Below are 12,419 nucleotides of genomic sequence, written 5' to 3'. Positions count from 1 at the left end.
GCAAGGTGCGCTCGCATCGCTCTATCTCAACCGAAGAGAAATGCGGGGCCGAGCCACGAGTCGATCTCCCCACCTGTGGGGGAGATGCCCGGCAGGGCAGAGGGGGGCACGCTTGTTCAGTTTTCAACTATTGAAGCACCGCCCCCAACGAAGAGGGAGCGGCACCCACCCCCGCTATCAGCTACCCTTGCCGCCGCACTTGCCCGTCGCCACGTTGAAGTTGCCGCAAGACATCGGCTTCCGCCAATCCGAAATCAGATCCTTCGAGTCCGGCAGGTAGTCCGACCATTCGTCACCCACCACCTGCGGCGTCTGCTGGACGATCTCGAACTGGCCGTCGGCCTGGATTTCGCCGATCAGCACCGGCTTGGTGATGTGGTGGTTCGGCATGACTGTGGAGTAACCGCCCGAAAGGTTCGGCACAGAAACGCCGATGATCGAGTCGAGAACCTTGTCCGTATCGGTGGTGCCGGCGGATTCCACGGCCTTTACCCAGGCGTTGAAGCCGATATAGGCGGCTTCCATCGGGTCGTTGGTCACGCGCTTGTCGTTTTTCGTAAACGCATGCCAGGTCTTGATGAACTCGGCATTGATGGGCGCATCGACGGACTGGAAGTAGTTCCAGGCGGCAAGGTGGCCGACCAGCGGCGCGGTATCGAGACCGGCCAGTTCCTCTTCACCCACGGAGAAGGCGACGACCGGAATGTCTTCCGCCTTGATGCCCTGGTTCGCCAGTTCCTTGTAGAAAGGCACGTTGGCGTCACCGTTGATGGTGGAGACCACGGCGGTCTTCTTGCCGGCCGAGCCGAATTTCTTGATGTCGGAGACGATCGTCTGCCAGTCGGAATGACCGAACGGCGTGTAGTTGATCATGATGTCCTCTTCCTTGACGCCCTTCGACATCAGGTAGGCCTTCAGGATCTTGTTGGTGGTCTGCGGATAGACATAGTCCGTACCGGCCAGAACCCAGCGCTCGACGCCTTCGGTATTGGCGAGGTAATCGACGGCCGGAATGGCCTGCTGGTTGGGGGCCGCACCCGTATAGAAGATGTTGCGCGAGGATTCTTCGCCCTCGTACTGAACCGGATAGAACAGGATCGAGTTCAGCTCTTCGAAGACCGGCAGGACGGATTTGCGCGAGGACGACGTCCAGCAGCCGAACACGGCGGCAACCTTGTCCTGCGAAATCAGCTGGCGGGCCTTTTCGGCGAAAAGCGGCCAGTCGGAGGCCGGATCGACCACCACGGCTTCGAGTTTCTTGCCGAGCACGCCGCCCTTCTTGTTCTGCTCGTCGATGAGCATCAGCATGGCGTCCTTCAGCGTCGTTTCTGAAATCGCCATGGTGCCGGACAGCGAATGCAGCACGCCGACCTTGATGGTGTCGTCTGCGGCAAAGGCGCCGTGGAAGGCGGTGGTGGACAGGATCGCGCCAAGCAGCGCGGCACTAAGCGTCTTGCGGAACATCATCGGAAGAACCCCTCTCCTTGTTGGCCTCTCGTCGAGGCTCAGCAGCATCTGCGGCCACTGCTGGGAGGGACTATCGATCTCGCGGAGGCGAAACCGTATACGTCAATTGACGTAGGCGGGGTGGCGAAAGGTGCAGTGGGGGGTTGGGGTAGGTGAATTCAGTGCCAGCGCTCGACGCGGTGCCGCAATTCATTCGCCGTCATCCTCGCCCTTGAGGCGAGGATCCATGGCTGCTCGAAAGGGGGGATCCTCGGGTCAAGCCCGAGGATGACGCCGAGTGATGGATCGAAAGTATAGGCATAGGGGCAAACCGCCCAAGCTCAAAAAAACGGAACGATAGTTTCCCGCTTGTTTCTTTTCCCCGCCGAGGAGAAGTCCGCGGCAGCGGGATGAGGGGGCGAAGGTGGAGATATTCGGAGAGCTAGCCCCCTCATCCAACCCTTCGGGCCACCTTCTCCCCCTCGGGGAGAAGAAGCCTGCGGCACGGTCTCACATCACGAATGCGGCTTGCCGTCCCGCTCTTCGTCGCGGATCGCATCGTCATGATACCAGGAGCCGAAATCCACATGCGGCTCCCGCGCCTCGCGTTCAAGCTCACTCAGCCCGCCGTTGCGGAACTTGGAAACACCCGCGCGCCCGCCGACCGGGAATTGATAGATCGTTGCCGTCTCGCGATGAAAGCCAGTTGCCATATCGGTCATCTCACTCTGTTTGCATCGAAGCACTTATCTCTGGAGCAAACCAACAAGCGCCGGATTCGCTCCGTTTGATTAAAAAAAAATCACGTTGCGAAAAATATAGGCATTAATCGTCTCATCTACAAGAAAAACCATTCCGAAAGCGCCGGTTTTTGGGGCAAATGCCAATCCCTCGCGCGCAATTGAAATCATTGCACCGCAGCAGGGCATTTTCCGCGAGGACACCGGCTATCTATCAGGATTCAATGATGAAACATCAGGGGTGAATTTGCCCACTGCAGTGCAACAGAAACAGGCGGGCGCGATAACCCAGGCCCTGCGCGCCAGACCCTCTGAAAGATTTTTCGAAAAAATCGCCAAACATCGCCAATCTGGCACGCCGCATGCATCTAAGGGGACAGCCCTTGAACGCGAATGCGCTTGCCGTGCTGAAAGCCACGGGAGGCCTCAAGGCTTCGCATTGTTACCTATGAGAGGTTCGTAATGACTAAGTTCAAACTCGAGTACATCTGGCTGGACGGATACAAGCCGGTCCCCAACCTGCGCGGCAAGACCCAGATCAAGGAATTCGACGAATTCCCGACACTCGAGCAGCTGCCGCTCTGGGGCTTTGATGGCTCCTCCACGCAGCAGGCCGAAGGCCACTCGTCGGATTGCGTGTTGAAGCCCGTCGCGATCTATCCTGATCCGGCCCGCTCCAACGGTGCACTCGTCATGTGCGAAGTCATGATGCCGGACGGCGTCACCCCGCATGCTTCGAACAGCCGCGCCACCATCCTCGACGACGAAGATGCATGGTTCGGTTTCGAACAGGAATATTTCTTCTACCAGGACGGCCGCCCGCTCGGCTTCCCGGAACAGGGTTATCCGGCTCCGCAGGGTCCTTATTACACTGGCGTCGGCTTCAAGAATGTCGGTTCGGTTGCCCGCGAAATCGTTGAAGAGCACCTCGACCTCTGCCTCGAAGCCGGCATCAACCACGAAGGCATCAACGCCGAAGTGGCCAAGGGCCAGTGGGAATTCCAGGTATTCGGCAAGGGCTCCAAGCGCGCCGCCGACCAGATCTGGATCGCCCGTTACCTGCTGCTGCGTCTTTGCGAACAGTACGGCATCGACGTCGAATTCCATTGCAAGCCGCTCGGCGACACCGACTGGAACGGTTCGGGCATGCATTGCAACTTCTCCACCAAGTTCATGCGCGAAGTTGGCGGCAAGGACTATTTCGAAGCCCTCATGGCCGCTTTTGCCAAGAACTGGAAAGAGCACATCGACGTTTACGGTCCGGACAACCACCTGCGCCTGACCGGCAAGCACGAAACCGCTCCGTGGAACAAGTTCTCCTACGGCGTTGCCGACCGTGGCGCCTCGATCCGCGTTCCGCATTCCTTCGTCAACAACGGTTACAAGGGTTACCTCGAAGACCGTCGTCCGAACTCTCAAGGGTGCCCTTACCAGATCGCTTCCGTCGTTCTGAAGACGATCGCGGAAGTGCCGCTGGCAAAGTCGGCAGCTGCCTGATTGATAAAGACATGGCGTCGCCCGAACCCGGGCGACGCCATTTTTGTGTCCACCGAACGGCCGGAGGCCGGGGCGACCTTTCGCCAGCCGCCGCACGCGGCATAATCTTCCGACGCGCCGACGGAGTGCGCGGCTTTCAACAATGGCATCGCATATTCGGCAAACAGCTGCATGTTTCCGCGCCGATGCCCTGAAGCAAGAAGGTGAGCGATGGGCATTCTCGACAAATTTTCTCTGAAAAACCGCACGGCCATCATCACCGGCAGCGGTCGCGGCCTCGGTTTTGAAATTGCCGGCGCCTTTGCAGAAGCCGGCGCGCATGTGTGGCTGACCGGCCGCAATGCCGAAACGCTGCAACAGGCGGTCGACACGTTGCGCAAGGCCGGCGGCAAGGCCGATTACGCCGCCTTCGATATTGCCGATACGGCCGCGGGAAACGCCCTTGTCCGCCGTATCATGGATGAATTTGGCCATCTCGATATTCTCGTCAACAATGTCGGCGCGCGCGACCGCCGGCCGCTTGCCGAATTTACCGACGAAGACGTGCTGGAGCTGATCCGCACCGACCTCACCTCCTCCGTCTCGCTGTCGCGGGATGCGGCAGAGGCGATGAACACCAACGGTTACGGCCGCATCATCACCATCACTTCCATTCTCGGCCACATCGTCCGGCCGGGCGATGCCATCTATCCCGTCGCCAAGCAGGGGCTGACCGGGCTGATGCGCGCAATCGCCGTGGAATACGGCGCACGCGGCATCACCAGCAACGCCATAGCGCCCGGCATGTTCGCCACCGAAACCAATGCCGCGCTCTCCGAAAACCCTGAGATGGTGGCCTTCGCCAAGCTGCGCGTGCCGCTGGAGCGCTGGGGCCGTCCGGATGAAATCGCCGGTGCGGCGCTGTTTCTGGCCAGCGACGCGGCCTCCTTCGTCAACGGCCATGTGCTGACGGTGGATGGCGGCATGTCGGTGCGGCTGTGAGAGGCCGCTTGCGGAAAGGCGCTCGATAGCCATGGCCGCACGGCAACGCATCATCCCCGTCAGGCGCGAATATAACCGCTGGGTCGCCAACCAGACGCTGGAAGATTATGCGTTGCGCTTCACCGCCAAGAGCGCCCGGCAATTTTCCTCCAACCGCATCTCCCACACCGCCATCGGTGCGATTTCCTTTCTGGCGCTGGAAGCCATCGGCGGCGCGATCACGCTTTCCTACGGCACCACCAACGCCTTTTACGCCATCCTCGTCGCCGCCGTCGCCATGCTCGCCGTCGGTCTGCCGATCAGCCGTTATGCCATCCGCCACGGCGTCGATATCGATCTTCTGACACGCGGTGCAAGCTTCGGTTACATCGGCTCCACCATCACCTCGCTGATCTATGCCGCCTTCACCTTCATGCTCTTCGCCATCGAGGCGTCGATCATGTCCGGGGCGCTGGAACTGGCGCTCGGCATTCCGCTCTGGATCGGCTACATCATCTCGGCCGTCATGGTCATTCCGCTCGTCACCCATGGCGTGCGGCTCATCAGCCGGTTCCAGATCGTCACCCAACCCTTCTGGATCGTGCTGAACATTCTGCCCTTCGTTTTCATCGCCTTGATGGACTGGGAGAAATACGATCTCTGGCGGGCCTTTGCCGGCATTCACCACGCCTCCGGCCCACCGGGAACCGTCGCCGATTTCAATCTGGTGGAATTCGGCGCGGCCTCCGCCGTCATTCTGGCGCTGATGTCGCAGATCGGCGAACAGGTGGATTTCCTGCGCTTCCTGCCGGCCGAAGGCCAGAGCCGGCTGCGCCACCGCCTCGCCGTCTTTCTGGCCGGCGCCGGCTGGGTCGTCGTCGGCGTGCCGAAGCTGCTCGCCGGCTCCTTCCTCGTGGTGCTGACCTTCAGTTCCGGCGTCTCGGTGGATCGCGCCGCCGATCCGGCGCAGATGTATCTCACCGCCTTCGGTTACATGATCCCCAACGAGACCGCCGCCATGCTTTTGATGGTCGCCTTCGTCGTCGTCTCGCAGCTGAAGATCAACGTCATGAATGCCTATGCGGGTTCGCTCGCCTGGTCGAATTTCTTCTCGCGGCTTACCCACAGCCACCCCGGCCGCGTCGTCTGGCTGGTCTTCAATGTGGCGATTGCGCTGCTTCTGATGGAACTCGGCATCTACCGGCTGCTGGAAGAAACGCTCGGCATCTTCTCCATCATCGCCATGGCGTGGCTGTGCACCATCTCCGCCGATCTCTTCGTCAACAAACCGCTTGGCCTTGCCCCACCCGGCATCGAATTCAAGCGCGCCCACCTCTACGATATCAACCCCGTCGGCGTCGGTTCCATGGCGCTTTCGGCCACCATTGCGTTGATGGCGCATTTCGGCGCCTTCGGGCCGCTCGCCGCATCGCTCGCGCCCTATCTGACGCTGATCGTCGCCTTCATCGCCTCGCCGCTCATCGCATGGGGCACGAAGGGCAAATTTTATCTCGCCCGCAAGCCGCGCCAGAAATGGCGCGAAGAGACCAGCATCACCTGCTCCATCTGCGAACACCCCTTCGAGCCGGAAGACATGGCCTGGTGTCCGGCCTATGCCGCGCCGATCTGTTCGCTCTGCTGCTCGCTGGACAGCCGCTGCCACGACATGTGCAAGCCGAAGGCCAAACTCAATTATCAGGTCGCCACCGTCGCAAAAACCTTCCTGCCAAGGCAGCTGGTGGCGAAGCTCGCCACCCGGCTCGGGCGCTATGGCATGGCGGCGGCGATTGCCGTCACCGCCATCGGCGGCATTCTCGCGATGATCGCCCATCAGGTCGGCACCGCCTCGCCGGAAACGGCCGATGTGGTGAACCGTACCATCCTCATCGTGTTTTTCGTCTTCGCCGTCATTGCCGGCATCGTCTGCTGGTTCCTCGTGCTTGCCCATGACAGCCGGGTGGTGGCGGAAGAGGAGTCCTCGCGCCAGAACACGCTGTTGCTCAAAGAAATCGCCGCCCACAAGAAGACCGACGCCGCCCTTCAGGACGCCAAGGAGACGGCGGAAGCCGCCAACCGCGCCAAGAGCCGTTATGTCGTCGGCCTCAGCCATGAATTGCGCACGCCGCTCAACGCCGTCCTGGGTTATGCCCAGATCCTCGAACGCGACGAGACCATTCCCCCGCCCCGGCAATCGGCGATCAAGGTCATCCGCCGCTCGGCCGACCACCTGTCCGGCCTGATCGACGGGCTTCTCGATATTTCCAAGATCGAGGCCGGCCGCCTGCAGGTCTATTCCAACGAGATCAACATTCAGGATTTCCTCGACCAGATCGTCGACATGTTCCGCCCGCAGGCGCAGGCCAAGGGGCTGGAATTCCGCCATGACCGCTCCCGCGCCCTGCCGCAATATGTCCGCACCGATGAAAAGCGGCTGCGCCAGATCCTCGTCAACCTGCTCTCCAACGCCATCAAGTTCACCGATGAGGGCGCCGTCACCTTTGATGTCGGTTATCGCAGCCAGGTCGCGAGTTTCACCGTTGCCGATACCGGCCGCGGCATTGCACAGAAGGACCTCGCCCGCATCTACGAACCCTTCCAGCGCGGCGAGGCAGACAGCGTGCGCCCCATGCCGGGCCTTGGCCTTGGCCTCACCATCACGCGGCTTCTGACCAATACGCTTGGCGGGGAGATTTCCGTTTCCAGCGAAAAGGATGAGGGGTCCACCTTCCGCGTGCGCCTGATGCTCTCGGCCGTGCATCGGCCAAATACCGCGCCGGCCGCGGAAAAGACCATCCGCTCCTATTCCGGCCCGCGCCGCACCATCGTCGTGGTCGATGATAACGAGGATCATCGCGAGCTGATGCGGCAGGTGCTGGCACCGCTCGATTTCGTGGTGCTGACCGCCCAGAGCGGGCCGGAATGCCTGACGCTGATCGAAGGCGTGAAACCCGATCTCTTCCTCATCGATATTTCCATGCCCGGCATGACCGGCTGGCAGCTTGTGACGAAACTGCGCGAAGCCGGCCAGACCGCCCCGCTCATCATGCTGTCTGCCAATATCGGTGACGGCACCATGGCGGGCGCCGGCGAGGACAACCATAATGACGCCATCGCCAAGCCCGTCGATATCCGCCACCTTTGCGACAGGCTTGCCGTGCATCTCGGCCTGAAATGGATTTACGATACCGACCTGCCCCCGGAGCCCACGCCGCAGCCCGCACCGCAGATCATCCATCCGGGTGCGATCCATATTCAGGATTTGCAGCGGCTCGGCGAAATAGGCTACATACGCGGCATCGAGGCGAAACTCGCCGATCTCGCCCGCAATACGGAAAACCTGCCCTTCACGCAGGAACTCGGCACCTATGTGCAGGCCTTCGATCTGGCCGGTTACGCACATTTTCTCAAGCGGTTCGCGGATAACGACACGGGAGACGGCAAGGCATGAGCGGTCAGGCGGCAGCGGCCCCGAGAGACATCGTATTGCTGGTGGATGACAGCCCGGAAGCGCTCGGTTTCCTCACCGACGCGCTGGAGCAATCGGGCTTTTCCGCCCTTATCGCCACCTCGGGACAAGCCGCCCTCAACATCGCCGAGCGCATCACGCCCGATATCATCCTGCTCGACGCCGTCATGCCGGCCATGGACGGTTTCGAGACCTGCCGACGCCTGAAGGCCAATGCGGCGGTGGCGCAGGTGCCGGTCATCTTCATGACCGGGCTGACCGAGACCGAACATGTGGTGCGGGCGCTGGAATCGGGCGGTGTCGATTATCTGACCAAGCCGATCAATATCGACGAGCTGCGCGCCCGCATCCGCGTGCATCTCTCCAATGCCCGCTCGGCCCAGAGCGCCCGTGTGGCGCTCGATGCCGCCGGCCGCCACCTGCTGGCCGTGCGCGCCAGCGGCGCGATCCACTGGTCCACGCCGCAGGCGACGCGCCTCGTCAACGCCGCCACCGGCCGCGATGACGGCATGGAAACCGTCGTCAGCCATATCGGCCGCTGGCTCGGCGAAAGGGCGGCAGCCGAAACCGGCCGCGACGCGCCGCTGACGATCACCGAGGCCGGACGACCCGCCTTGCAACTGTCTTTCCTCGGCGCGATGGGTCCGGATGAATTCCTCTTCCGCCTGACCGCCGCCAGTGAAAAATCCGGCGACCACCTGCTGCGCGAGCATTTTTCCCTCACCGCCCGGGAATCAGAAGTGCTGCTGTGGATCGCCAAGGGCAAGTCCAACCGCGATATCGGCGATATTCTCGGCCTGTCCGCCAGAACGGTGAACAAGCATCTGGAACAGATCTATGTGAAGCTCGGGGTGGAAAACCGCGCTTCGGCCGCGGTCAGGGCGGCACATATTCTGCATCAGGGGTGACGACTGCCATTATTATGGTAGGGTCGCCCGACATATTTCCGCTTGGGTGCACAATGTCCGCTTATTGGGTGAGCACCCGCCCCTTGTTTTTACTCCCCGAGGGGGAGAAGTCCGCGGCAGCGGGATGAGGGGCAAGCTCTCCGAAATCCGGCAACGTAGCCCCCTCATCCGACCCTTAGGGCCACCTTCTCCCCGGCGGGAGAAGAAACACGCCGCGACCCCAAACCCAAAAATCACCGTCCGACCCACCTGAACCCAATACAGGATAGAAATCCCATGGACCGTTTCATCATCCTTTCCGGCTGCTCCGGCGGCGGCAAATCCACACTTCTCGCCGAGCTTTCCCGACGCGGTTTCGCCACCGTGGAGGAGCCCGGCCGGCGCATCGTCATCGAAGAAAACCGCAATGGCGGCACGGCCCTGCCTTGGATCGACATTGAAGCATTCGCCCGCCGCGCCATCGCCATGGCCCTCGAAGACCGGCAGAACGCCCCGTCGGAAGGCCCGGTTTTCTTCGATCGCGGCCTGATCGACGCTGCCTCAGCGCTTCGTCATATAAATGGCGATGCCTTCATCGAGACGCTGCGGGCTGCACACCGCTATAACCGTCTGGTCTTCCTCACCCCGCCATGGCCGGAAATCTACACGGGCGACAGCGAGCGCAAGCATGGCTTCGATGCGGCGGTCGAGGAATATGAGCGCCTGGTCCGCGATTATGACAAGCTTGGCTACGATATTTCCGTGCTTCCGAAATGCGGCATAGACGAGCGCGCGGATTTTATTCTGACACGGATCGGCTGATACGCTCTGGCAGGAGAGTGGGCTTCAGCGATTTTCGAGCAATTGCGAGACGGTGACAAACTCAAACCCGCGTTGACGCAACCCGTCGATGATCAAAGGCAAGGCCTGCCGGGATACTTCGCGGCTTCGATACATCACATGCATGATGATGATCGAGCCGTTTCTCGTTTGCTCGATGACGTATTTTGCGAAGACGGCCGCGTCCTCGGCGACATCGGGAAACGATTCCGGCTCGACATCCCACATGATGGTTTTCCGGTCATGCCGGGAAAGATACCAGGGCAAGGTGAGCAGCTTCTTGCCATAGGGCGGGCGGAACATGATCTCGCCTTCATAGCCAGCAGTCCGAATAGCCGCATCGGTGCGCTCGATCTCTTGCCCGATCCGCGCCGGCCCCATCAGCATCATATTGGAATGCGTATAGCTATGGTTGCCGACCTGATGTCCTTCGTTGACGATCATGCGCGCCTGCGGCAGATTCTCTTCGGTCTCCTGACCGGTCAAAAAGAAAGTCGCCTTTACCCCACGCTCCCTCAGGATCGCCAGGACATTAGGCGTGAAACGCACCGACGGCCCATCGTCGAAGGTCAGCGCCACCATCGGCCTCGCTGTCTCGACCCTTGCGATGATGCCGCCGAATAATTGCGTCGTGCGGGATTTGCTGAAAACATGCAGGCCGACGAGCACCGTCGCCAGCGCGGCGAGAACGAGGAATAGGGACACGGCTCGCTTTGTCGTCATTGCTATCCCTCATTGCGGTTCCCGAGAGGATTAGTTTCCTGCCTTGTTGTCCCTAATGTGGCCGAGACCGCAAACAAAAAGCCCGGCATCGCTGCCGGGCTTCGATAACGCATCACGCAAAGGCTTAGCTGCCCTGCTGGATGTAGGTGTATTTGCCGTCCGGCCCCTTCTTCCACTCGTACATGACGTAACCGGGAAGCTTCGGGTCGCCCTTCTCGTCGAAGGAGAGGTCGCCGAGCGCGGTCGGGAAAGTGCCTTTCTTCAGGGCTTCGGCAACCTTTTCCGGCTCCACGGAGCCGGCGGCCTTTGCGGCGCCTGCAATCGCCTGCATCGCGGCATAGGAATAAAGCGTGTAGGCTTCCGGGTTGAAGCCGGCGGCCTTGAACTTCTCGACCAGTTCCTTGTTTTCCGGGCGCAGCGTCGGATCGGGGCCGAAGGTGTTGAGCGTGCCTTCGACGGCATCGCCGGCGATGGAGGCAAGTTCGTTCGAGACGATGCCGTCGCCCGAAACGAGCTTGGCCTTCAGGCCCTGGTCAGCCGCCTGGCGGATGATGAGACCGGCTTCGGTGTGCAGGCCACCCCAATAGATGATGGAAACGCCGGCTTCCTTCATCTTGGAGATCAGCGCGGAGAAGTCCTTATCGCCGACGTTAACGCCTTCATACATGACTTCCGTCACGCCGGCCGCATTGGCGGCCTTCTTGGTTTCATCGGCAAGGCCCTGACCATAGGGGGTCTTGTCGTGAATGATGGCGATCTTGGCGTCCTTGAAGTGGTCGGCCAGATATTTGCCGGCGATGCCGCCCTGCTGGTCGTCGCGGCCGCAGGTGCGGAAGGTGTTCCACAGGCCACGCTCGGTGAAGACCGGGTTGGTCGCGGCGGGCGTGATTTCGAGAATGCCGTTTTCGGCATAAACTTCGGAAGCCGGAATGGAAACGCCCGAGTTGAAGTGGCCGACAACGAATTTCACGCCGTCAGCAACGAACTTGTTGGCGACCGAAATACCCTGCTTGGGGTCGGAGACGTCGTCGCCCAGCACGATCTTGATCTGCTCGCCATTGATACCGCCGGCGGCGTTGATGTCTTTCGCGGCCTGTTCGGCACCCTTCTGGATCTGAGCGCCGAAAGCAGCGTTCGGGCCGGTCAGCGGTGCGCCGACAGCGATCACGACATCGGCCCAGGCCGAACCGCCGAACGCGACCATGGCGGTCAGCGCGACAGCGGAAAGAAGAGACTTCTTCATTACTTTACTCCCAGTTCCTTGGATGGGTTGATTGCAAGGACCCGTTCAGTACCCACCTTCACTGAACAGGAAACCGTTCCACTCTGACGAGCATTGTGCAGCCGGAAAAATCCGCCTGTCAATCTTTCTTCTTGTAGGAAAATGCCGACGTCCGGTCGTAGAGCCAATAGTAGTTATTGACCATCTGGCTCGTCCGGCGCATGCGGAAACCGATGCTGGAAAAGACCAGAAGAAGAACGACGTCAAACACGTAATAAAAGCCGTTGATGAACGGCCCGTTGAAAAGCGCGTGATGCAGAAACCGCATGACGAGCCCCAGTGCGAGCGTGTAGATCACCACCCGCGTATAATCGCCCCAGCCATCGGCCACGGACCTGCCCGTGCGCCACGCCGTCCAGAAACCCAGAAGAACAACCAGCGCGCGCAGAACATAACGCACGCCGTTATCGGTTTCGAAAAAAAGGCCCTGCATCTCTTTCCCCATCAGTGCCGGACGCAAACGTCCTGGCCCTGCCTTGTCTGTCGTCCCGACGTTTGCCGCCGGGCATTTTATTGTTTGCGTCCCGCCTTCGCCAAGCGCCGGCGGCACAGTGCCTGCAATCTTGCGCCGCAAAATC

10 protein-coding genes are annotated in these 12,419 nt (G+C 60.9%); 5 read left to right on the top strand and 5 right to left on the bottom strand.

The features are described from left to right. Window positions 1-177 precede the first annotated feature (177 nt). Window positions 178-1,467: an urea ABC transporter substrate-binding protein gene (gene urtA, locus ACI2KA_RS17250; protein ID WP_404503683.1), complete on the bottom strand. Its 1,290-nt coding sequence runs from the start codon at window positions 1,465-1,467 to the stop codon at window positions 178-180. Window positions 1,468-1,961: 494 nt separating this feature from the next. Then, window positions 1,962-2,168, bottom strand: a complete 207-nt coding sequence (locus ACI2KA_RS17245) for a DUF2735 domain-containing protein (RefSeq protein WP_404503682.1) — start codon at window positions 2,166-2,168, stop codon at window positions 1,962-1,964. A gap of 480 nt (window positions 2,169-2,648) precedes the next feature. Between ACI2KA_RS17245 and ACI2KA_RS17240 the strand changes: the two genes are divergently transcribed. From ACI2KA_RS17240 to ACI2KA_RS17220, 5 genes are all read left to right on the top strand, one after another. Beyond that, window positions 2,649-3,683: a glutamine synthetase beta-grasp domain-containing protein gene (locus ACI2KA_RS17240; protein WP_003520621.1), complete on the top strand. Its 1,035-nt coding sequence runs from the start codon at window positions 2,649-2,651 to the stop codon at window positions 3,681-3,683. A gap of 210 nt (window positions 3,684-3,893) precedes the next feature. Continuing rightward, window positions 3,894-4,664: an SDR family oxidoreductase gene (locus ACI2KA_RS17235; RefSeq protein ID WP_404503681.1), complete on the top strand. Its 771-nt coding sequence runs from the start codon at window positions 3,894-3,896 to the stop codon at window positions 4,662-4,664. A 31-nt stretch (window positions 4,665-4,695) separates the two neighbouring features. Next, complete coding sequence (locus ACI2KA_RS17230; protein ID WP_404503680.1) at window positions 4,696-8,091, top strand: ATP-binding protein; 3,396 nt, start codon at window positions 4,696-4,698, stop codon at window positions 8,089-8,091. Then, window positions 8,088-9,017: a response regulator gene (locus ACI2KA_RS17225; protein ID WP_404503679.1), complete on the top strand. Its 930-nt coding sequence runs from the start codon at window positions 8,088-8,090 to the stop codon at window positions 9,015-9,017. Before ACI2KA_RS17230 ends, ACI2KA_RS17225 begins: the two co-directional genes overlap by 4 nt. Before the next feature lie 276 nt (window positions 9,018-9,293). Beyond that, the gene (locus ACI2KA_RS17220; protein WP_404503678.1) at window positions 9,294-9,818 is read left to right on the top strand and encodes an AAA family ATPase; all 525 of its coding nucleotides are present in this window, start codon (window positions 9,294-9,296) and stop codon (window positions 9,816-9,818) included. A 24-nt stretch (window positions 9,819-9,842) separates the two neighbouring features. Here ACI2KA_RS17220 and ACI2KA_RS17215 read toward each other — a convergent pair whose 3' ends face one another. From ACI2KA_RS17215 to ACI2KA_RS17205, 3 genes are all read right to left on the bottom strand, one after another. Then, window positions 9,843-10,559 carry a polysaccharide deacetylase family protein gene (locus ACI2KA_RS17215; protein ID WP_404503677.1) on the bottom strand — a complete coding sequence of 239 codons (717 nt, stop codon included), beginning with the start codon at window positions 10,557-10,559 and terminating at the stop codon, window positions 9,843-9,845. A 124-nt stretch (window positions 10,560-10,683) separates the two neighbouring features. After that, window positions 10,684-11,802: a branched-chain amino acid ABC transporter substrate-binding protein gene (locus ACI2KA_RS17210; RefSeq protein ID WP_404503676.1), complete on the bottom strand. Its 1,119-nt coding sequence runs from the start codon at window positions 11,800-11,802 to the stop codon at window positions 10,684-10,686. A gap of 118 nt (window positions 11,803-11,920) precedes the next feature. Next, on the bottom strand, window positions 11,921-12,274 hold the full coding sequence (locus ACI2KA_RS17205; RefSeq protein ID WP_065114058.1) for a DUF6867 family protein: 354 nt from the start codon (window positions 12,272-12,274) through the stop codon (window positions 11,921-11,923). Between the last annotated feature and the right edge of the window lie 145 nt (window positions 12,275-12,419).

It is taken from the genome of Agrobacterium sp. NPDC089420 (assembly GCF_044900305.1).
Taxonomy (GTDB): Bacteria; Pseudomonadota; Alphaproteobacteria; order Rhizobiales; family Rhizobiaceae; genus Agrobacterium.
The sequence above is the reverse complement of the archived record's forward strand: the minus strand, read 5'-3'. Positions and strand labels throughout refer to the sequence as shown.